The following is a 20,665-nucleotide window of genomic DNA, read 5'->3' as shown; positions in this document are numbered from 1 at the left end:
TGCCATGACCACCCGCCCTGCCCCTTCACTCAAGGCCACTGGCCTGTGCCTGCTGCTGGCCCTGCCACCGGTTCAGGCCTTCGAGCTGTACGCTGACGACGACACCCATCTGAATGCCAATTTCCTCGCCGTGTATGGCCTGTTCAACAGCCGCAAGAACTACGACGGCACCGACGGGGGCGCGACCTGGCGCGAAGGTTTCATTAAATATGGACTGAGCGCCGATCAGCGCCTGGGCGAGCTGGGCACGGTCTACGGCACCGCCAACCTGGTCAGTTCCGCGACCTGGGGCGACGGCGATGCCGCCGGCATCAGCGATGGCAGCGAACGCACCACCAAATTCGACGAAGCCTTCGCCGGCTGGCGCTCGGGCAAGCTGATTCCAGCACTGGGCGAGGATGGCCTGGACCTGTCGTTCGGTCGCCAGGTCATCACCCTTGGCGATGGCTTCATCATCAACGACGATGGCTTGAACTTCGGCAAGGGCCCGGCCGATGGCAAACTCAACCGCGGGGGTGCCTACTACCTGGCCGCCCGCCATGCCTTCGACAAGACCGCGGCGCTGCGCCTGGGCGGCAAAGAGGGTCTGCACGGCAGCCTGCTGTGGATGAAGTCGGACAACCGCGCCCAGGCCAACAGCGAGCTGGCCGCCGGCACCCTGGCCTATAGCGACGCGCCCGGTACCCTGGAGCTGGCCTACATTCGCGGCTTGAATGTCGATGACCGTTATGCCAACGAGCTGCAGAAACAGCGCGAGGGCATGGACATCTACAGCCTGCGCGGCGCCGGTGACGCCGGAATCGAGCATGCCCATTTCGCCTTCGAGCACGCTTGGCAGCACAAGGACGCAGGGCCGGAAAAAGCCTGGTATGTCGAGGCGGGCTACACCTTCGCGGTGCTACCTTGGCGCCCGGACCTGACCTACCGCTACAGCCGCTACTCCGAAGGCTGGGATTCGATGTTCAACGGCATGAACCGTGGCTACGGCACCTGGTTCCAGGGTGAGGTCAGCGGCAACTATTCGGGCCCGTTCAACAGCAACAACGATGTGCACTTCGTTGGTCTCAAGGCCACGCCTGTGGAGGCGCTGACACTGGGCGTGCTGCTGTTCAACTACAAGACCCTGCACGCGCGCGACACACTGAACCTCGATGGCCGTGAGCTCGACCTGTACGCAGAATGGGCGCTGAGCGAGCACCTGATCATCAGCCCGTTGCTGGGCCTGTACCAACCGCGCAAGAGCAGCGATAACGGCGGCAACCAGGTGGGCGGCAATGGCACCAACGTCTATAGCCAGTTGACCATTGCCGTGCCGTTCTAAACCGCGCCGTGGGCCTTGTGTTTGAGCTTTTCGGTGTCGACTCGGACGAACACCGAGTCGGCGGTCACGGTCAGTACGTCACCGGCCCAAACCTCGCAGACTACTCGACTCTTGCGCCCCACCTCACCCTCGACCCGGGCCTTGAGCAACAGCTCGACACCCATCGGCGTGGGCTTTAGGTAAGTCAGGCTGAGCTGGCCGGTAACGCAGTCGATACGCGGTAGGCTGCCGGGCTCACGGCCTTCGGCGCGGTAGTGATAGGCCATGGCGGTCCAATTGGAATGGCAGTCGACCAACATGGCGAGCAAGCCACCATAGACCAGCCCCGGCCAGCCAAGGAAGGTGCTGTCGGGCGAGTGACGGCACAGCAGGTGGATACCGTCGGCGTCCCAGTGGCTTTGCAGGTGCAGGCCGCTGGGATGGGAACAGCCGCAGCCATAGCAGACGCCTTCGGGGGCGGCCAGTTCCTGCAGGGATAAGGCGTGGGTGCTCATAGACTTCCTGATTGTCTGTTTATGGTGGGAAAGCGACCCGATAGTACCGCCTTGCTGCTCGGCGCTACAGACCTTTGTCCGAGATACCGGGCCACTGCTCAATGCCCTGAAGATAGTGCCGCGCCCTGAAGCCGCCGGCCTTGAGCGCCGCTACTGCATCGCGGGAAAACACGCACCAGGGTCCCCGGCAATAAGCGACCACTTCCTGCTGTGCAGGCAATTCACCCAGGCGCTGCTGCAGTTCAGCGAACGGAATGTTGATCGCCCCCGGCAAATGCCCCTGGGCAAACTCCTCGGCCGGGCGCACATCGAGCAGGGTCACGCTGTGATCCTGCAAGCGCTCGAGCAATTCTTCCCGGCTGATCGCTTCCAACTGCTCGGGCGCGCTCAGGCTGTCGCTCATCAAATCACGGATCGCCGCGCGGTTGAACGCCGCCAATTGACCGAGCGCCACCAGCACCTCGGGGATCGGCCCGGCGCTGAGCCGGTAGAACACGCGTTTGCCATCGCGGCGGGTCTGGACAAAGCCCGTGCGGCGTAAATGCTGCAGGTGCTGGGAGGCATTGGCCACCGACAGTTGGCACTGCTGGGCCAGTTGTTCGACGGCAAGCTCGCCGCCGGAAATCTGTTCGAGCAGGTTCAGACGATGGGCGTGGCCAAGAGTCCGCGCCAGATCGGCGATGTGCTGGTGCTGCTGGGTTTTCATGTCGGTCATTGACAGGAAGGTAACATTGGCCAATCATTCAATCAATCTATTGAATGTTATTCGACGAGGTACAGCATGCTCGAAGCAATCGTTCTTGCGCTCTTGATCGGCTTGACGGCCACAGCCCTGGCCGACCTCTGGTCGCTGTTCCAGCAACGGGTGCTGGGCATGGCGGGGGCCAACTGGGCATTGGTGGGCCGCTGGATCGGCCATATGCCCCGCGGCCAGTTCATCCATCACAGCATCGCCAAAGCCCCTGCCTTAGCCGGTGAACGGTTGATCGGCTGGAGCGCGCACTATGTGATCGGGGTGATGTTCGCGGGGTTGCTGCTGGCAGTCTGCGGGGTGGCCTGGGCACGCCAGCCGACGTTTGTGCCGGCATTCGTGCTTGGCCTTGCGACAGTGGCGGCGCCCTACCTGATCATGCAGCCCGGCATGGGTGCCGGCTTTTTTGCCTCGAAAACCCCCAAGCCAAACACCGCGCGAGCGCGGAGTTTGCTGAACCATGGGGTGTTTGGCGTGGCCTTGTACCTGGCCGGGGTGCTCTGGGCTGCGCTGCTGCAACCCTGATCGTCAGAGGACCTTCACCGCCCGGCCGATAAACTGGATCGGCCCGGTCGGCTTACCGGTGGCGGAACCGTTGGGCCCTTCCAGGGTCAACTCGAACAACTGCTCGGACTCCAGTGGCGGCAGGCTGTCGAGCGGCACTTGCAAGGTTTGCCCCGGCTTGACCAGGCCGAGTGACACCGGCGCCTGCCAGTCCTTGCCCTTGGTCCAGAACTGCAGCGCTTTGTCCTGCGGTACTTCGACCACACCCAGCGGAATCAGGCGGATACTCTGTTGGTCGCTGGCCTGGATCACCCAACCGGGGGACTTATCCAGCGGCGCAACCAATACTACAAGGTAGCTCGGCGTGCTGACCGGCACCTCGCGGATCAGCAGCAAGGCGCCCAGTATCAGGGTCGCGGCCAGCCCCGCCGCACTCAGCCCACGCCACAGCGCCAGACGGTTCCACCAGGACGTTGAATCCGGCGCAGTGGATTGGCCAAGGCTGCGCTCGATCCGTCGCCATAATCCGGCTGACGGTGCCTGTGCCGGCGCCAGCGCACCCAATGGCTCAAGCCTCTGCTCCCAAGCATCTACCGCCGCACGCAGTTCGGCATCATGACCCAGGCGCTGCTCGACCTCGGTGCGCGGCCCGGCGGCCAGCGTCCCCAGCACATACTCCGCAGCCAGGGTGTCCAGTTCATCCTGAGCGCCGTCATGTTCGTCGTTCATCCCAAGCACTCCCGCAAGGCGACCAGGCTGCGCTTTACCCAGCCTTTTACCGTGCCGAGCGGCGCGCCCAACTTGGCAGCGATTTCGGCATGGGAAAAACCATCGACATAGGCATGCAGGATACAAGCGCGGCGCTCTGACGGCAGTTGTTCCAGGCACTGGTAGATACGCGTCGACTGCAGGCTGGCCTCCAGGCCCTCGCCCACCTCTTCCAGCAATACCGATTGCGGCGCATCGCGCTGGCGTTTGCGCAGGTCGTTGAGTGCCAGGTGCCGGGTCACACTGAAGATCCAACCCCGCGCGCTGCCACGCTGTGCATCGAAACTTCCGGCGCCGGCCCAGATGCGCAAAAAGGCATCGTGCAGCAGATCCTCGGCAACCGCCGGTTCACGCACAAGGCGCAGCAGCACACCGTACAGCCGCGGCCCTTCCTGCTGGTACAAACGCTGCAGCGCCTGGCGGTCGCCGCGGGCGCAGGCCGCCAGGTGGGCTTCATAGTCGAACAGGTGCTCAGGCAAGGTCACAGGTACTGGCCGTGGTCAGGGGTTCCTGTGCAGCGTAGACGACTTTGCCCAGGCCTTTACTGCGCGGCCCAGAAGATGTAGTCGGCCTGGTAGTTGACCACCTCTCGGCTGCCTTTCTGCGCGGCGCCACAAGGGCTGGTCGGCGCAACCCCACCTTTGAGCGCGACGCGCTGGATATAGGTGACGCCCGTCATTGCACCCTGACCTTCGGCGGGGTTGGCCTTGACCAATTGATACGGCAGGTTGCCTGGGCTGGACGGCGCAACTGCCAACTGCGTACCGGTGACTTTCGAGCCATCCTCGGCCTGCCAGGTGGCGGGTGGCCCGAAGTACCTGCCTACCGCCTTGCCGCTGCGGTCCTTGAGCACCGCGTTGGGGCCGACAAATACCCACTCTGTCTGCTCGGGGCTGTCGGCCTTGGCCCGACACTCGTAGGTGATCTCGCCGATGCCGACAGTTTGCAGGGCGATTTTGTGGCCGTCCGGTACCTTGATGTTGTCTGGTACGGCGCTGTGGGCAGTTGACATCAACAACAGGCAAGTGCCGGCAAGGCAGGCACGGGCCAGGGTAACGATCGGTTTGGCGTTCATCATCGGCTCTCCAGAAGGTAATCAGCTCAGCAGCTTCAAGGGCTGCTACAGGTACTACCCGGCTGAACGCAATCTGGATGCAGAGCGATGAAAATAAATCGGGGTGGCTTACAGGCCCAGTTCTTCGGGGGTGAGCATGTCGCTCTCGAAGGCGATCCAGCCGCCTTCAAGCTCAGCGTGGCCGTTGACGATCGGGCCGTAGTAGGTCAGGCCATTTTCCAGGGTCACGCAGATATGCGTCGCGTTTTCCGGGGCGGCCAGGGTCCCGACAAAGTGCACCTTCTTCAGCGTCTCGGTAACGGCTTCAAGGCCCACCCGAATACCGATGTTTTCCGCCGCTTCAACATCATCATGCTGGTCGTCGCTGACGGTCACGGTGGCAGTGTAGTTGTACATGGTGGAACTCCAACGACAGGAAAAACGGCGTCAGCTGACGCTCGGGGGCGCATAGGGTAATGGAGCCGCTCGGAAAAAGCCCGTGCCCATCGACGAGACGACGCACGAAGGTACCCTCAACCCGCCTTGGCTGGTATTGTGCCCCCGGTAAAAACCCGTCAGAGGAATGACATTGAGTGCTGAACAGAACCTGACCTCGGACATGTTCGAGGTCGACAAGCGCCTGGGGCTCAAGCCCGTGGTGGATTTCAACAGCTACCTGGCGAACGCCTTCGGCGACGGCCCGTGCACCTGCAGCCGTTGCCACGCCAGTGGTGGTGACGAAAGCGGCTACGAGCACCAGCACACCTTCGTTATCGACGGCCGCACGCTCAACCGACGCTTTGCCAGTACCGCGGGCAGCGATGTGCTCAATGCACTGAAGAAAGCCTGGTTGTCGTACACCAAGACCGATCTGCCCGCCCTGGGCGCGCTGGAGCTGACGGCGGTCAAGGGCTTCGTCGAGCCGCAGTTGCACGCACGTGTGTTGCCGTTGTTCCTGGCCAGCGGGCTGGTGCGTGAGGTTGACGGGCAATGGCTGTTGCAGGTTCAGGCTGGGGATTGATTGCGGGAGTTGAGTGGGAGCGGGCTTGCCCCGCGATAGCATTCTTTCAGGCACATCCCTTCGCGGGGCAAGCCCGCTCCCACCATTCAGTTGGCCGCGCACTCACGCAACCACTCGATCATCACCCGTACGCGTAGCGGCAAAGTTTCCCGCAACGGATGCACCAGGTAATAACCCTGCCCCGCCGTCTGGCTGAAGTCCCCCAGGGGCAGGATCAGCGCGCCCTGGTCCAGCAGCGGTTGCACCAGACGCTGGCGCCCCATGGCCACGCCAGCATGGTGGCTGGCAGCGGCGCTGCACAGGTCGGAGCGGTCGAACGTCAGGTGGATTGTGGGCAGGTGCGGCTGCACCGCTTGCTCGCCGGCCCAGCGTTGCCATTCGGCGTCAAAGGCGGCCTGCTCCCAGGCCAGGGCATCATGCAACAAGGTGCACCCCGCCAGGCGCTCGGGGTGGTCAACCAGGCCATGGCGTTCGGCATACTGCGGGCTGCACACCGGGGCGATTCTTTCGTCCATCAGCAGCTGGCTGCACAACCCCGGAAACTCGCCATGACCATACAGCAAGGCCAGGTCCACCGGCCGGGTGCGAAAATCTACCGAGTCGTTGCCGGTGCGAATATCCAGGCTGACCTGCGGGTAACGCTGCTGGAAATCCGCCAGGCGTGGCACCAGCCAGTGCTGGGCCAGCGAAGGCCGCACATACAGGCTCACGGCACCGATGACTTCTTCAGTTGACGGTTGCAGGGCTTCCTGCAATTGCGCTTCGAAGCCCTGCAATACCTGATAGAGCCGCTCACCTTCGGCGGTCAGGCGGATGCGCCGGGTCAAGCGCTCGAACAGGCGTAGCGCCAGGGCCTGCTCCAGGCGGGCAATACGATGGCTGACGGCACTGGCGGTCAGGCACAACTCCTGCGCGGCAAGGCTGAAACTCAGGTGCCGGGCGACCGCGAGGAAGGTGTGCAGGTTGGCGAACTGCGCGCCGCTCAAGCGGGTGCCGAGGCGATCGGGCAGGTTGAGCATGCTCAACGCCCGACCAGTTCGGCACGACCTTGGGCCAGGTAGCGGTCCATCTCGTCACGCGGCACCATACTGCCGCCGGTGCCCCAGACCAGGTGGGTGGCGCGTGCCATACGCTCGTCGCTCAAACCCAGGCGCTGGCGGTAGCCTTGCTGCTCTTGCAGCACCTTGAACATGCCCGACAGCCCGGCCAGCGCCGATGGCTCCAGCTCCAGGCCTTCACAGGCCTGCATTTGCGCCAGCTGGCGATACAGGGTTTGGTCACTGACAGTGTAGTAGCCGTCAATCAGGCGTTGCAGCGAGCGGCCGACAAAACCCGAAGGCCGGCCCACCGCCAGGCCGTCGGCGGCGGTCTGGTTGTCGATGCCGAAATCATACACCGACACTGCGTCGTGCAGGCCTGTGTACACCCCCAGGAACATGCACGGCGAATGAGTCGGCTCGGCAAACACACAGTGCACTGCATCGCCAAACATATGCTTGAGGCCAAAGGCCACACCACCAGGGCCACCACCAACACCACAGGGCAGGTAGACAAACAACGGATGCTCGGCGTCGACCACTATGCCCTGCTCGGTCAACTGATGCTGCAGGCGCTCGGCGGCCACAGCGTAACCGAGGAACAGGTTCAGCGAATTTTCATCATCGACGAAATGACAACGCGGATCGGCCCCGGCTTCCCGGCGCCCCTGCTCCACCGCCACGCTGTAGTCGGCGCTGTACTCGCGAACCTCGACACCGCAGGCGCGCAGGCGATCCTTTTTCCATTGGCGGGCATCGGCGGACATGTGCACCGTGGCCTTGAAGCCCAGGCGCGCACTGATGATGCCGATCGACAGGCCGAGGTTGCCAGTGGAGCCGACCGCGACGCTGTACTCGCCGAAGAACGCCCGGGCCGTTTCACTGTCGAGTTTCGCGTAACTGTCGCCCGGTTGCAGCAGGCCGCCGGCCAAGGCCAGGTCTTCGGCGTGCTTGAGTACTTCATAAATACCGCCGCGGGCCTTGATCGAACCGGAAATCGGCAGCAAGTTATCGGCCTTGAGCCACAGCGCGCCGCTTGCCGGAAGTTGCTGTTCGGCACTGAGCACGGCCTGCAGGGCGGGCAACGGCAACAACGGCGATTCGATGATGCCAGCGCTGGCCACGGTCTCGGGAAACGCCGAGGCAATGAACGGGGCGAAGCGCTCGAGCCGGGCGCTGGCCTCACGGATATCCTCGGCAGTCAGCGCCACATCACCCAGGGCCTCGGCGCTCGTTGCCAGGGCCGGATTGAACCAGCAGGTGGGGCGCAACGCCACCAGGTCGGCAATCAGCGGATGGCTCTGGAACCAGGCATAGATGGATCTTTCCAGCGGCATTGGGCGACTCCATGGGCAAGCGAATAGAAGGATTAAGCGTCAGCACTCCAGGCTTTACAACCGATGGTTAGTCAAGTCATGGATGAACCTGTTTCAACCATGGTGCGCCGTGCAAGCCGCCGCACTTCTGCTACCTTGGGAGTACCCTCTTCATCCGCATCACACAGGTGACCCCTCATGGCGCGCACCACCCCCATCGAGCTGTACCGCAACATCGGCATCGTCGCCCATGTTGACGCCGGCAAGACCACCACCACCGAGCGCATCCTGTTTTATACCGGGGTCAACCACAAGATGGGCGAGGTGCACGACGGCGCTGCGACCATGGACTGGATGGCCCAGGAGCAGGAACGCGGCATCACCATCACCTCGGCGGCGACCACGGCGTTCTGGCAGGGCTCGACCAAACAGTTCCAGGACAAGTACCGCTTCAACATCATCGACACCCCCGGCCACGTTGACTTCACCATCGAGGTGGAGCGCTCGCTGCGGGTGCTCGACGGCGCGGTGGTGGTGTTCAGCGGCGCCGACGGCGTCGAGCCGCAATCGGAAACGGTCTGGCGCCAGGCCAACAAATACCACGTGCCACGCCTGGCCTATGTCAACAAGATGGATCGCCAGGGCGCCGACTTTTTGAAGGTGGTCAAGCAGATCGACAAGCGCCTGGGCCACCACCCGGTGCCCATCCAGCTGTCGATCGGCGCCGAGGAGCACTTCGTCGGGCAGATCGACCTGGTGAAGATGAAGGCCATTTACTGGAACGAAGACGATCAGGGCACCAGCTACCGCGAAGAAGAGATTCCCGCCGACCTGCGCGAGCTTGCCGACGAGTGGCGTGCGCACCTGGTCGAAGCCGCCGCCGAAGCCAATGACGAGTTCATGGAGCTGTACCTCAACGGCCAGGAACTGAGCAACGAGCAGATCAAGGCCGGCCTGCGCCAACGCACCCTCGCCAATGAGATCGTGCCGGCAATCTGCGGCTCGTCCTTCAAGAACAAGGGCGTGCCGCTGATGCTCGACGCGGTCATCGACTACCTGCCAGCGCCGTCGGAAATCCCGGCGATCCATGGCACCGACCCGGACCACGAAGACAAGCACCTGGAACGCCACGCCGACGATAACGAACCGTTCTCGGCGCTGGCCTTCAAGATTGCCACCGACCCCTTCGTCGGCACCCTGACTTTTGCCCGGGTCTACTCCGGCGTGCTCAGTTCCGGCAACGCCGTGCTCAATTCGGTCAAGGGCAAGAAGGAACGCATCGGCCGCATGGTGCAGATGCACGCTAACCAGCGTGCTGAGATCAAGGACGTGTGCGCCGGTGACATCGCCGCGCTGATCGGCATGAAGGACGTCACCACCGGCGACACCCTGTGCGACATCGACAAACCGATCATCCTTGAGCGCATGGACTTCCCGGACCCGGTGATCTCGGTAGCGGTGGAACCGAAAACCAAGGCCGACCAGGAGAAAATGGGCATCGCCCTGAGCAAGCTGGCCCAGGAAGACCCTTCGTTCCGGGTGCGTACCGACGAAGAAACCGCACAAACCATTATCTCCGGCATGGGCGAGTTGCACCTGGACATCATCGTCGACCGCATGCGCCGCGAATTCGGCGTCGAGGCCAACATCGGCAAGCCCCAGGTGGCCTACCGCGAGAAGATCCGCAACACCTGCGAAATCGAAGGCAAGTTCGTCCGCCAGTCCGGTGGCCGTGGCCAGTACGGCCACTGCTGGATCCGCTTCGCTCCCGGCGAGGAAGGCAAGGAAGGCCTGGAGTTCATCAACGAAGTGGTCGGCGGTGTGGTGCCCCGCGAGTACATACCGGCGATCCAGAAAGGCATCGAGGAGCAGATGAAAAACGGGGTGCTGGCCGGCTATCCGCTGATTGGCCTCAAGGCCACGGTGTTCGATGGCTCGTACCACGACGTCGACTCCAACGAGATGGCCTTCAAGGTCGCGGCGTCCATGGCCACCAAGCAACTGGCGCAGAAAGGCGGCGCGGTGCTGCTGGAGCCGGTGATGAAAGTCGAGGTGGTCACGCCGGAGGAGTACCAGGGCGACATCATGGGCGACCTGAGCCGCCGCCGCGGGATGATTCAGGACGGCGACGAGACCCCGGCGGGCAAGGTGGTGCGCGCCGAAGTGCCACTGGGCGAGATGTTCGGCTACTCCACCCAGATGCGCTCGATGACCCAGGGCCGCGCCAGCTACACCATGGAGTTCACCAAGTACGCCGAGGCCCCGGCAAGCATCAGTGAGGCGATTATCAAGAAGCAAGGCTGACGGGCTATAGGAACCCTTTGGCAAGGTAAGCCTTGATGAAGTCGATCCAAGCGCGAACCTTGCGCGGAACGTGGCGGCTGGAGGGGTAAAGGGCATAGACAGTCTGCGGCGCAAAGCGGTAGCCGGGCAGCGCATCGAGCAACTGACCACTGGCCAGGTCATCCGCCACCAGCCAGTCCGGCAACAGCGCCACGCCTGCGCCCTGCAGGGCAAAGGCGCGCAGAATCGACGCATTGTCGGCGACCAGCAGCGGCGTGCCCTGGGGCGCATACAAGCAGTTACGTGCCTGGCTGTCGAGCAACGTCCAGCGATTGTTTTGCTCGAAGCGACTGTGCACCAGTTGCGCCACCTTCGCCAGGTGCCCGGGTGAGTCGATCAGCCGCGGACCATGAGCGGCCAGCAGGCTGGGGGCCAGCACCAGGCGTACGTCGTAGGTCGCCAGGCACACGCCACGGTAATGGGAGTCCTGCGCCTGGCCCAGGCGAATGGCCACATCGAATCGCTCACGCACCAGGTCGACCTGGGCCGTATGGGTTTCCAGGCGCACGCTCAGCTCAGGATGCAAATGGCAAAATGCCTGCAATGCCGGGGCGAGGACTTTGAGCCCGTATTCAACCGTGGAGGTAATACGCAAGCTGCCCTGCAGGCCGCCATGCTCGGCGCGCGCTTCGTCGATGGCCAGGCGTGCGTCCTCAACTACTTGCAGGCAACGCTGGTAGAAGCGCTCGCCCGCTTGCGTCAAGGCGATGCTGCGCGTGGTACGGGTCAGCAGGGTCACGCCCAGCTCCGCTTCCAGCTGCTTGATGCTGAAGCTCACCGCCGCACGGGTTTGCTGCAGGCGCTCGGCGGCGCCAGTGAAGGAGCCGGCCTGGACCACGGCGCAGAACAGTTCGAAGCGGTCGAGGCTGACCATGAGTCGCATTCGCCATTGTCAAAATAATTTGGACAATCTGCCGATTTTTCACACCTTATTCAAGCATCGGCAACCTTTTAGACTGCGCCTTCCTCCAGCCCCTCGGCGTTGTCATGCCCTATCGCTCGAAAGTCACCCTGGTTTACCTGCTGGGTTTTACCCTAGACCTGCTCAATATGTTCGCTCTCAACGCCGCCTACCCAGTGCTAGGCCAGGAGCTGCACGCCTCGGTGGCGCAACTGAGCTGGGTCAGCAACCTGTACATGCTCGGCCTGACCCTGGCGATCCCGCTGGGTAGCTGGCTGGCCACTCGCCTGGGCGAGCGCTCTGCGCTGCTGCTGTCGCTGGCGCTGTTCGGCCTGGGTTCGGCCCTGGCCGGTGGCTCCGGTTCGATCGAAAGCCTGCTGAGCTGGCGCCTGCTGCAAGGCCTGGGTGGCGGCCTGTTGATCCCGGTGGGCCAGGCCATGGCTTATCGCTTGTATGCGCCTGAGCAACGTCACCACCTGACCTCGCTGGTGATGATGGTCGCCCTGCTGGTCCCGGCCCTGTCGCCGGCACTGGGTGGCGTGGTAGTCGACCACGGCTCGTGGCGCTGGATCTTCTATGCCATGCTGCCACTGACCTTGATAACCGGCGCACTGGTGCTGGCCTGGCTGCCGACCAACCAGCCCTTGCCGGCCCCACAGTCGATACTCGACCTGCGACTGCTGGGTCAACCGCTGCTGCGCACGGCAATGTTGATCTACCTGTGCGTGCCGGGGGTGTTCATCGGCGCCAACCTGGTAGCAGCCTTGTACCTGCAACAGCGCCTAGGGCTGAGCGCCACGGTCACTGGTGCGCTGATGTTGCCTTGGGCAGTGGGCGCCTTGGGTGCGATTGCCTTTGTGCGCTGGCGCTTCAACCTGACCGGGCCCAAGTGTCTGCTGAGCGCCGGTATGCTGATTCAGTGCAGCGCACTGCTGTGCCTGGCCTCGCCCTGGGTCGCTACGCACCACGCCTGGCTCACCGTGATCTTCGCCCTGCTCGGCCTGGGCAGCAGCCTGTGCAGCAGCAGCGCACAAAGCCTGGCCTTTCTGGCCATCACACCGCAGCAGATGGGCCAGGCCAGCGCCGTGTGGAACCTCAACCGGCAGCTAAGTTTCTGCCTGGGCGTCGCTGTGCTCGGCGCGGTGCTTAATCAATTGCTGCCCGGCGCCCAGGCCTTCGAACACACCTTCATCCTCGCCGCGCTGCTGACCCTGCTGCCGCTGCCGATGGTGTTGAAATTGCCCGGGGCTCGCGCCCTGGGGCTTACCACCGCAACCACTTGAGCCCTGCCCATGAACCCGACCCATCCCGCTTTCAAGGAAGTTCTCACCGCCCACGTGGCCATCGAACAATGGCTGTCCGGCACGGCCCCGGCTGATCAGTTCGAGGCGTTGATGGCGCGCTTCAGCGCGCAGTTCTCGATGATCAACCTGCCCGGCCAAGTCTTCGATTACCAGGGCCTGCGCCGTCTGTTCGAGCAGGCGCATGGCAAACGCGAGGGACTTGAAATCACCCTCGACGAGTTGCAGCTGATCGCTGAAGGGCCGAGCCTGAGTGTGGTCAGTTATCGCGAATGGCAGGTCGATGGCGCAGGCAATCGCTCGGTTCGGCGCTCCACGGCAGTACTCGAGCGCGACGATGGCGCCCTGCGCTGGCGCCATCTGCATGAAACGCCTGTTGTTGCTTGATACAGCTGGCGCTGCAATAAATAGCTCAGTGGGAGCGGGCTTGCCCCGCGATGAGCATACGTATCTACACATCTCTGGATTGGATGATGACGCAAAGGCGCAGGACTTGAGATGGAATAATGCCTACCAGGTGTAAGCCGCAAGGCTTGTGGGGCCCTTGAGATCGAGCGCCGCCCGCGCGGCGCATCGCGGGGCAAGGCCCGCACACACTTGATGCAACGTGCCATGGCCTGGAAGAGCGGCGTTGTCAGCCTTGGTGCAAGGCGAGAGCGCGCTGAGTCCGGCTCAAAAATGAGCCCTCTGCACCCAGCCGACCTCCATAAAATTGAGAGGAAGATGGCCTGGGTGGCTCAAACCAACGCCTGGGGCCCCATCGGAATCTGGCTGCGCCCCAGGCGCTGCTCTTCGCGCACTTGGGCAACCAGCGCGGCAAGCTCGTGGCAGGTGGTCAGGCTATGCACCTTGACACCGGTGACCGTCAGGCAATCGCTCAGGCATTCGCCCTGGCCCAACTGAATGGTCAGGTGCTCGTTATCGGTACAGGACACAACACAGCGATCAGGCAGGAAGGCCTGTTCAATCAGGTGGCACAACTCCAGCGTGGAAACGCCCATCAGCGACATGCTCCGATCCTCCCATGCAGTGCAGCAGTGGTCTATGGAAGAGCCATGGGGACCTGCCAAGTTCAACGTATGCGGCCCTGCCTCGGATAAACGGCGCGACGTTACCGTCCACCCTGTGCGCACTGACGGGCGCAATCGGATGGAATTTTTCCGCCAGCGCAGTACTCACTAGAGGCATTGAAGGGAATTTCTTGGTCACAGCTCTGTAAGGATCTTCCACAGCCATGAATAACGCGAAACTGTTCGTCATCGACTACCACCTGCACGGCGATCACAAGTCCTTCATCATTCGCGCCGAGACGATGGACAACGCCGAAGCCTGGCACTGGGCAAGTTGCGACGCCGGTATCGGTCGAATAGGCCGCTACGGCCGGGAGAAGGTGAAGAAAGTCAGCAAGCCCCTGGCCGAGCGCTATGGCATCACTGATGTGCAGTGGCGCCAGTCCGGCTGATCAACTCAACGAGCTCCACAGGTGTTGCGCAGCGTAGGCGCGCCACGGGCTCCAGGCCTGGGCACGAAGGGCCAGTTGCGCATCGGCGCCTTCGAGCAGGCGCAGGGCCTTGACCAGCGCCACATCCCCCAGCGGCAAGGCATCGGCTGCGCCCATCTGGCGCAACGCCAGGTACTGGGCACTCCAGGGGCCGATCCCGCGCAAACGGCACAGACGCTCGACCCAGCCCTGTAGATCACGCTCGGCGCGCAGTAACTGCGGGTCGTCAAGCAGCGCCTGGGCCAGGGTCGAGAGGGTCGTCGCCCGCGAGCGCGGCATGCCCAGGCCACTGAGGTCGACCTCGGCAATGGCCTGCGCCACCGGGAACAGGTGGGTCAAACCCGAGTCACGCTGCAACGCGGCGGCTAGCGGTGTGCCGTAGCTGGCGACCATGCGTCCGGCCAGGGTAATGGCGCCGGCGACGCTGATCTGCTGGCCAAGCACGGTGCGCATGGCCTGCTCGAAGGCATCCCAGCCGCGTGGCACACGAAGCCCCGGGCGTTGCGCGATCAGACCTGCCATCAATGCATCAGCACCCAGCTGTGCCTCGATCCGCCGGGGATCGGCCTCCAGGTCGAACACCCGGCGCACCCGGGCCAGCAGCCCTGGCAAGGCCGCAGCGCTGACACCCGATACCGTCACCTGCAAGCGATGCCCACGGGCCTTACGGACCTGGATCACCCCGTGGCGCTGGCCGACGACAAGACTGCGCACATACACCCCAGCGGCAACCCGCTCGACCCCGCCAATCGCCCGGGCAGCGAAAAACGCCAGCAACGATGGCCAGTGCAAGGGCGGCTGATAACTCAGCCAGCAACTGATGCCGGGGCCAGAACGCACACCGCGTCGGTGGCCGCGTAAGGAAGAGGCAGGTTTCATTGAACGATGATTACCCATCCGGGTATCAGCGCGCCAGTGCCAGGGCAACGGCGTTGAAAAAAGAGGGCGTCCGGGCAACAGTGCCCGGCCGCCGATCAGTGCACGGCGTTACTTGCCGTTGGTGAGGGTGTTGTAGCTGGTGATCAGATTGCGGTAGTCAGGGATATGGTTGGAGAACAGCGTGCCCAGGCCTTCGATGTCGTTGCGCCAGTCGCGGTGCAACTCACAGGCAAGACCGAACCAGGTCATCAGTTGCGCCCCGGCTTGCGACATGCGGTCCCAGGCCGAATCGCGGGTCAGGGCATTGAAGGTGCCGGAGGCATCGGTGACCACAAATACCTCAAAGCCTTCCTCCAGGGCCGACAGCGCCGGGAAAGCCACGCACACTTCGGTTACCACACCGGCAATGATCAACTGCTTCTTGCCAGTGGCCTTGACCGCCTTGACGAAGTCTTCGTTGTCCCAGGCGTTGATCTGCCCGGGACGGGCGATGTACGGCGCCTCGGGGAACTGCGCTTTGAGCTCGGGCACCAGCGGACCGTTGGGGCCGGTTTCAAAGCTGGTGGTGAGGATGGTCGGCAGCTTGAAGTACTTGGCCAGATCGCCCACGGCCAGCACGTTGTTCTTGAACTTGTCCGGCTCGATGTCCCGTACCAGCGACAGCAGACCGGTCTGATGGTCTACCAGCAGGACCGCAGCATTGTTTTTGTCCAGGCGCACGTATGGCTTGCTCATGGTCTAACTCCTTGCAGTGGTAAGCCGGTGCCGGAGGCACCAGGCATGAGGGATCAGCGTTGGGAATCGAGCTGTTCGTGCCCGTTGGCCACTTGCTGCGCCTTGAGGTAACTCTCGATCAGCAATTGATAGTGCGGGAACACCGCGCTGTAGGCCTCGGCCCACTGTTGCGCGTCGGCACGGTTCCAGCTGCGCTGTACTTCCGAGCACACCGCAGCGGTGTCCATCGGCACCACGCCGGCTTGCATCACCCGGGCCAGGGTAATTTCCTGGGCCATCTTCGAATAGGTACCGCTGGCGTCGATGACGGCAAACACCTGGTAGCCTTCGGCAACGGCGCTGATGCTCGGGAAGGCCATGCATACACTGGTGATGGTGCCGGCAATGATCAGCTGTTTTTTGCCGGTGGCCTTGACCGCCTCGACGAACTCGGGATTGTCCCAGGCGTTGATTTCACCTTTGCGAGCCACGTAGCGGGCGTGGGGCGCGGCTTCATGAATTTCCGGAATCAGCGGGCCGTTGGGGCCTTGAGGCACGGAAGCCGTGGTGATCACCGGGATGTTCGCAAGTCTGGCGACCTTGGCCAGGGTGATGGCGTTGGCCCGCAGTTCGGTCATGGGCATGTCCTTGACCGTCTGGAACAGGCCGCTCTGATGATCGATCAGCAGCATCGCGGCATTTTCAGGGTCAATACGCGGGACCTGGCCGTTGAAGTTGGCAACGTTGGCAAACGTACTCATGGCATCTTCTCCTTCGGGGTTATGAGACTAGTTGTGGTGACGCGGGCCGACCTGCCCGCTCATCAGGCCGAAGCGCCCGGCGCGAAAATCGTCAAAGGCTTCGGCGATTTCGGCATCGCTGTTCATCACGAACGGGCCGTAACCGACAATCGGTTCCTCCAGCGACTCGCCGCTGAGCAACAACATCGAGACATCGCTTTGCGCTTCGAGCAGCACCTCATCACCGGCGCGGTCGAACAGCACCAGTTGCGCGGCACCGACCTGGCGCTCGCCGTTGACCAGCAACTGGCCACGCAACACCACCAGCGCGGTACTGCGTCCGGCCGCGCTGGGCAAGCGCAGTGGCGCACCGGCCTTGAGCTGCAGGTCCCAAACATCCATCGCAGTGAAGGTCTGCGCCGGGCCCTGGTGGCCGCGAAACGCTCCGGCAATCACCCGCAGGCTGCCGGCACCGTTGCCCAGTGGCACGACCGGGATGTCGTTACTGAGCAAGGTCTGGTAACCGGCCGGCGCCGATTTGTCCTTGGCCGGCAGGTTGACCCACAGCTGGACCATCTCCAGGGTGCCGCCCTTGGCCGCAAATGCCGGTGAATGAAATTCCTCATGGAGGATCCCGCCAGCCGCAGTCATCCACTGCACATCACCCGGGCCGATCAAGCCACCGGCACCGGTGGAGTCGCGGTGTTCCAGTTCGCCCTGGTAGACGATGGTCACGGTTTCAAATCCGCGATGGGGGTGCTGGCCTACACCGCGACGCGCCGTGGTCGGGGTGAAGTCGTGGGGGCCGGCATAGTCCAGCAGCAGGAACGGGCTGATGTGCTGGGCCAGGTTGTCGTAGGTAAACAAGCTACGAACCGGGAAGCCATCACCCACCCAGTGCGGGTGTGGACTGCTGTAGACGCCTTGGATCTTTTTCATCAGATGCCTCCTCTCGTGCATGGCTATAACCATACGAGCGCAACGACATCGGCGGTAGATCGGTTAAACTGCCTTCAGCGTTCCATTTGGAGAACACTGGTGGAAGACCTCAACGACCTGTACTACTTTGCCCAAGTGGTCGATCACGGCGGCTTTGCCCCGGCCGGCCGCGCCCTGGACATGCCCAAGTCCAAACTCAGCCGGCGCATTGCCGGGCTGGAAGAACGCCTGGGCGTGCGCCTGATCCAGCGCTCGACCCGGCACTTTTCAGTGACCGAGATCGGCCAGGCGTACTATCGCCACTGTGTGGCCATGCTAGTGGAGGCCGAAGGCGCCGCCGAGCTGATCGAGCGCAACCGCGCCGAACCCCAGGGCATTGTGCGCTTGAGCTGCCCGACGGCGCTGCTGGATTTCTGGGTCGGGGCCATGCTCACCCGCTTCATGGTCCAGTGTCCGTTGGTGCAGTTGCACATCGAAAGCACCAACCGCCAGGTCGACCTGATCCAGGAGGGCATCGACATCGCCCTGCGCGTGCGCGTGCCGCCGCTGGAAAGCAGCGAGCTGGTGATGAAGGTGATGGCGCGCAGCACCCAGTACCTGGTGGCGGCGCCGTCCTTGCTCGAGCGCTTGCCGCAGCGCCCGGTACCGGCAGACCTGAGCGCCCTGCCCAGCCTGCATTGGGGTTACCCGCAGCGAGACTACCACTGGCACCTGCTCGGCCCCGACGGCGCCCGCGCAAGCCTGCGGCACACCCCGCGCCTGGTCACCGATGACCTGGTGGTGTTGCGTCAGGCGGCGGTGGCCGGCGTGGGGGTGGTGCACCTGCCGCAAGTGGTGATCCGCGAAGAGCTCGAGGCCGGACGGCTACTGCAAGCCACGCCGAACTGGGCCCCGGAGTGCGGCGTGGTACACGCGGTGTTTGCTTCGCGGCGCGGGCTGCTGCCGTCGGTGCGCAGCTTGCTGGATTTTCTGGCGGCGGAGTTTGAGGCCAGTGATATCGCGTAAGTGACTGCAGACTTAGAGCAAGGGGAATGCCAGGAGACGAGCCGTTTCGCTCATCCAGGCAGGAATATGGCCTTTGCGCGTCTCTCGCAATTCGACAAGTTGTGCACGCCAGTGCTCGTCACTTAGACCGAATCTATGGTCACTGAAAGCGTTCAGCAATACGTACTTGTTACGCATCGAAAACTGCTGGGAGAAGTCCAACTTCTCCCAACATTCCTTGGCACGCTTGACTGCTTGCAATGTCGACTCGGAAAACGCCAACAGCCAATGTTGCTCATAGTCCAACGAACGTTGTTTCTGGACATTGCCACCTACAGCGACAGGCCGTCGTGCCTCTTCCTCCATCGAGCCCCCATCCCTTAACCATCGAACGTACGCCCCCCCCAAGCGGCCCTCTTCGAAGGAGTACCGAAACCTCTCAGGATTGCTTTGAACCAGAAGCTCGTACAGCGCCAGCAGTTCTTCTGACAGCGTCACTGAAGCGTCGAAATTTCCCGCCTCCGCCTCTATGACCATACAGTTCGAGAGTGTATCAGCCAGGACCTTGCCGAATCGCTCAGGTTTGGACTCTGCGAGCGCCCGATTGATCGATAGACTCTCCTTGGTCAGCCGTAATGCTTCCTCTATCTCACCGACATCCGATAGACGCGCAGCGTAAGTCATCAATGTCAGCGCAAAGTTCTGCCGATGCTTCTCGGGCTCGCTCTCCATCAATGCGCGACGCAGCCCCAAGCCCTCTTTATTTGCAGCCAACGCCTTGTGAATATGCCCGTTCATCCCCAGGCACCTGGCGTAGATACTCAAGCTGACGGCCAGATCGTTCTGGTTGGATTTGGAAACAGCTCGTCCAACGCTTCTTGTTAACTGAAGCCCTTCTTCACTCAGGTGCAAGGCTTCTTCGGACTTTCCACAATCGGCCAAACAACTTGCACAGATCCCCAATGTCTTCGAGAGCTCAATGCTATCTTTATTTCCATGCGCCGAAATAATCTGCCTACTGAGCCGCAGGGCTTTCTGGGCGCTGGCCAATGCCTCGTCATTTTGACCCTGGACGGTCAGCAACTCCGAATGCAACCTCAAGTGCCAATTCTGCCTCAGGTCATTGTCACGCGAGCCACGAAGCTTTGGTCCGAGCGCAAGTGCTTGCTCAACAACCGCTAATGCTTCGCGTGTCTGCCCATCGTTCTTTAGCGCAAAGGTTAAATGCCCAAGGGCTGCTGCGTAATCCTCAATGCTGCGCGAGGTCTCTTTTTTACTCATTTTCTGGAGGCACCGGAGGACTTGGCTCTGCCGCACAGAAATACTCAGTTTGGCCAACGGTACAATGTCGTAGTTCAACCATTGCATCAGCGCACCCGAAGCCTGCGACTGCAATCGAGGAGGTAGCCCCTGATAGGCGCGCTCAACGACCTCAAGCAATGGACCGGATGTCTCGAGGCAGACTGCAATGCAATCATCGACACATGAAACAAAGTGCCGTCGCAAAACCTCTTCGATTACCGGTAACAGATCTTCGCGTTCGCGCAGCAGACGGGCTACCACTGTCAGGCTGGAACGTCTCAGCGCGTGACTACCGCTAGCCAGTACCTGATCAAGCAGTTCCACTCCACGCGCGCCCAGCAGGCTCTGCGCCACTAACGCCTCACCAATCAGGTCAGGTCGCAAGCCTTGCAGGCCCTGATGGTGATCCGGATACAAAGGGGTAAGCATCCGGTAAAGGGACTTGAGTTCAGTTCGCTCGACGTCCGAAACGTCAAGAATGTCTTCCAGCATGCGCTCGGTAGCAATGCCATTGGCCAAGGTGGAAAGCGTCATCAATACACTCGCCCGATGAACGACTTCCTCTCCCTGATCTGCGGTTGCCCCCAGCATCTTCGCCCAGTACCGCCGCTCATGGTTGACCAACGCTCGTGGCAACGCCTCGGCGGACTTCGGCCGCTCGCCACGCAGGGCCATCAACGCCGCCATCTGGATGTAAAGAGGCCTGGAGAAGTGTGAATCCTCCAGATCCGGTATGTGCTCCGGCGGATGCACTTCCAACTTTTCGGCGAATGCCGCTAAGGATGCTCCGAACAA

The 20,665-nt window shown here is 62.5% G+C and carries 23 protein-coding genes; 8 read left to right on the top strand and 15 right to left on the bottom strand.

The window, feature by feature from the left end; all coding sequences use genetic code 11:
• The first annotated feature begins 4 nt into the window (after nt 1-4).
• On the top strand, nt 5-1,321 hold the full coding sequence (locus tag M5G17_RS15780) for an alginate export family protein (RefSeq protein ID WP_273893828.1): 1,317 nt from the start codon (nt 5-7) through the stop codon (nt 1,319-1,321).
• Here M5G17_RS15780 and M5G17_RS15775 read toward each other — a convergent pair.
• A complete protein-coding gene (locus M5G17_RS15775; RefSeq protein ID WP_273893827.1) occupies nt 1,318-1,815 on the bottom strand; it encodes a PaaI family thioesterase in 498 nt (165 codons plus the stop codon). The two genes, M5G17_RS15780 and M5G17_RS15775, sit on opposite strands and share 4 nt — an antisense overlap.
• Nucleotides 1,816-1,879: 64 nt before the next feature.
• Nucleotides 1,880-2,521: an ArsR/SmtB family transcription factor gene (locus tag M5G17_RS15770; RefSeq protein WP_273893826.1), complete on the bottom strand. Its 642-nt coding sequence runs from the start codon at nt 2,519-2,521 to the stop codon at nt 1,880-1,882.
• 75 nt (nt 2,522-2,596) lie between these two features.
• Here M5G17_RS15770 and M5G17_RS15765 point away from each other — a divergent pair, with 75 nt between their 5' ends.
• A complete protein-coding gene (locus tag M5G17_RS15765) occupies nt 2,597-3,091 on the top strand; it encodes a DUF2938 domain-containing protein (protein WP_273893825.1) in 495 nt (164 codons plus the stop codon).
• 3 nt (nt 3,092-3,094) lie between these two features.
• On the opposite strand, the gene M5G17_RS15760 is transcribed toward M5G17_RS15765, so the two are convergent.
• The 4 genes from M5G17_RS15760 to M5G17_RS15745 form a co-directional block, all read right to left on the bottom strand.
• Nucleotides 3,095-3,799: an anti-sigma factor gene (locus M5G17_RS15760; RefSeq protein WP_273893824.1), complete on the bottom strand. Its 705-nt coding sequence runs from the start codon at nt 3,797-3,799 to the stop codon at nt 3,095-3,097.
• The gene (locus M5G17_RS15755; RefSeq protein WP_420793348.1) at nt 3,796-4,323 is read right to left on the bottom strand and encodes a sigma-70 family RNA polymerase sigma factor; all 528 of its coding nucleotides are present in this window, start codon (nt 4,321-4,323) and stop codon (nt 3,796-3,798) included. The genes M5G17_RS15760 and M5G17_RS15755 overlap by 4 nt, the downstream gene beginning before the upstream one ends.
• A 56-nt stretch (nt 4,324-4,379) precedes the next feature.
• The gene (locus M5G17_RS15750; RefSeq protein ID WP_273893873.1) at nt 4,380-4,913 is read right to left on the bottom strand and encodes a DUF3455 domain-containing protein; all 534 of its coding nucleotides are present in this window, start codon (nt 4,911-4,913) and stop codon (nt 4,380-4,382) included.
• A 108-nt stretch (nt 4,914-5,021) separates the two neighbouring features.
• The gene (locus M5G17_RS15745) at nt 5,022-5,309 is read right to left on the bottom strand and encodes a hypothetical protein (protein WP_273893823.1); all 288 of its coding nucleotides are present in this window, start codon (nt 5,307-5,309) and stop codon (nt 5,022-5,024) included.
• 166 nt (nt 5,310-5,475) lie between these two features.
• Here M5G17_RS15745 and M5G17_RS15740 point away from each other — a divergent pair, with 166 nt between their 5' ends.
• Complete coding sequence (locus M5G17_RS15740) at nt 5,476-5,913, top strand: hypothetical protein (protein WP_273893822.1); 438 nt, start codon at nt 5,476-5,478, stop codon at nt 5,911-5,913.
• A gap of 86 nt (nt 5,914-5,999) precedes the next feature.
• Here the strand turns inward: M5G17_RS15740 and dsdC are convergent, their stop codons facing one another.
• On the bottom strand, nt 6,000-6,932 hold the full coding sequence (dsdC, locus tag M5G17_RS15735; RefSeq protein ID WP_273893821.1) for a DNA-binding transcriptional regulator DsdC: 933 nt from the start codon (nt 6,930-6,932) through the stop codon (nt 6,000-6,002).
• 2 nt (nt 6,933-6,934) lie between these two features.
• Nucleotides 6,935-8,287: a D-serine ammonia-lyase gene (locus M5G17_RS15730; RefSeq protein ID WP_273893820.1), complete on the bottom strand. Its 1,353-nt coding sequence runs from the start codon at nt 8,285-8,287 to the stop codon at nt 6,935-6,937.
• Between the two features lie 177 nt (nt 8,288-8,464).
• Between M5G17_RS15730 and fusA the strand changes: the two genes are divergently transcribed.
• Nucleotides 8,465-10,570 (top strand): elongation factor G, encoded by a 2,106-nt coding sequence (gene fusA / locus M5G17_RS15725; RefSeq protein ID WP_273893819.1) that lies wholly within the window; start codon nt 8,465-8,467, stop codon nt 10,568-10,570.
• Between the two features lie 4 nt (nt 10,571-10,574).
• On the opposite strand, the gene M5G17_RS15720 is transcribed toward fusA, so the two are convergent.
• Entirely contained in the window at nt 10,575-11,483 is a 909-nt protein-coding gene (locus M5G17_RS15720) for a LysR family transcriptional regulator (protein ID WP_273893818.1), read from the bottom strand.
• 113 nt (nt 11,484-11,596) lie between these two features.
• Between M5G17_RS15720 and M5G17_RS15715 the strand changes: the two genes are divergently transcribed.
• Entirely contained in the window at nt 11,597-12,793 is a 1,197-nt protein-coding gene (locus tag M5G17_RS15715) for an MFS transporter (RefSeq protein WP_273893817.1), read from the top strand.
• Between the two features lie 9 nt (nt 12,794-12,802).
• Nucleotides 12,803-13,198 carry a nuclear transport factor 2 family protein gene (locus M5G17_RS15710; protein WP_273893816.1) on the top strand — a complete coding sequence of 132 codons (396 nt, stop codon included), beginning with the start codon at nt 12,803-12,805 and terminating at the stop codon, nt 13,196-13,198.
• Between the two features lie 350 nt (nt 13,199-13,548).
• On the opposite strand, the gene M5G17_RS15705 is transcribed toward M5G17_RS15710, so the two are convergent.
• Nucleotides 13,549-13,821, bottom strand: coding sequence for a DUF1652 domain-containing protein (locus M5G17_RS15705; protein ID WP_273893815.1), 273 nt, complete (start codon nt 13,819-13,821; stop codon nt 13,549-13,551).
• A 224-nt stretch (nt 13,822-14,045) separates the two neighbouring features.
• On the opposite strand from M5G17_RS15705, the gene M5G17_RS15700 reads away from it, so the two are divergent.
• A complete protein-coding gene (locus M5G17_RS15700; protein WP_273893814.1) occupies nt 14,046-14,273 on the top strand; it encodes a DUF6555 family protein in 228 nt (75 codons plus the stop codon).
• On the opposite strand, the gene M5G17_RS15695 is transcribed toward M5G17_RS15700, so the two are convergent.
• From M5G17_RS15695 to M5G17_RS15680, 4 genes are all read right to left on the bottom strand, one after another.
• Nucleotides 14,274-15,191, bottom strand: coding sequence for a DNA-3-methyladenine glycosylase family protein (locus M5G17_RS15695; RefSeq protein WP_273893813.1), 918 nt, complete (start codon nt 15,189-15,191; stop codon nt 14,274-14,276).
• 108 nt (nt 15,192-15,299) lie between these two features.
• On the bottom strand, nt 15,300-15,926 hold the full coding sequence (gene ycaC, locus M5G17_RS15690; RefSeq protein ID WP_130264931.1) for an isochorismate family cysteine hydrolase YcaC: 627 nt from the start codon (nt 15,924-15,926) through the stop codon (nt 15,300-15,302).
• A 53-nt stretch (nt 15,927-15,979) separates the two neighbouring features.
• Nucleotides 15,980-16,666, bottom strand: a complete 687-nt coding sequence (locus M5G17_RS15685) for a hydrolase (RefSeq protein ID WP_273893812.1) — start codon at nt 16,664-16,666, stop codon at nt 15,980-15,982.
• A 27-nt stretch (nt 16,667-16,693) separates the two neighbouring features.
• The gene (locus M5G17_RS15680) at nt 16,694-17,584 is read right to left on the bottom strand and encodes a pirin family protein (protein WP_273893811.1); all 891 of its coding nucleotides are present in this window, start codon (nt 17,582-17,584) and stop codon (nt 16,694-16,696) included.
• A 96-nt stretch (nt 17,585-17,680) separates the two neighbouring features.
• On the opposite strand from M5G17_RS15680, the gene M5G17_RS15675 reads away from it, so the two are divergent.
• Nucleotides 17,681-18,589 carry a LysR family transcriptional regulator gene (locus tag M5G17_RS15675; RefSeq protein ID WP_273893871.1) on the top strand — a complete coding sequence of 303 codons (909 nt, stop codon included), beginning with the start codon at nt 17,681-17,683 and terminating at the stop codon, nt 18,587-18,589.
• Between the two features lie 12 nt (nt 18,590-18,601).
• Here M5G17_RS15675 and M5G17_RS15670 read toward each other — a convergent pair.
• Nucleotides 18,602-20,665: tetratricopeptide repeat protein (locus M5G17_RS15670; RefSeq protein WP_273893810.1), on the bottom strand; the 2,064-nt coding region annotated here is incomplete at its 5' end.

It is taken from the genome of Pseudomonas rubra (assembly GCF_028656935.1).
Taxonomy (GTDB): domain Bacteria; phylum Pseudomonadota; class Gammaproteobacteria; order Pseudomonadales; family Pseudomonadaceae; genus Aquipseudomonas; species Aquipseudomonas rubra.
This window is presented reverse-complemented; position numbering and strand designations above follow the sequence as displayed.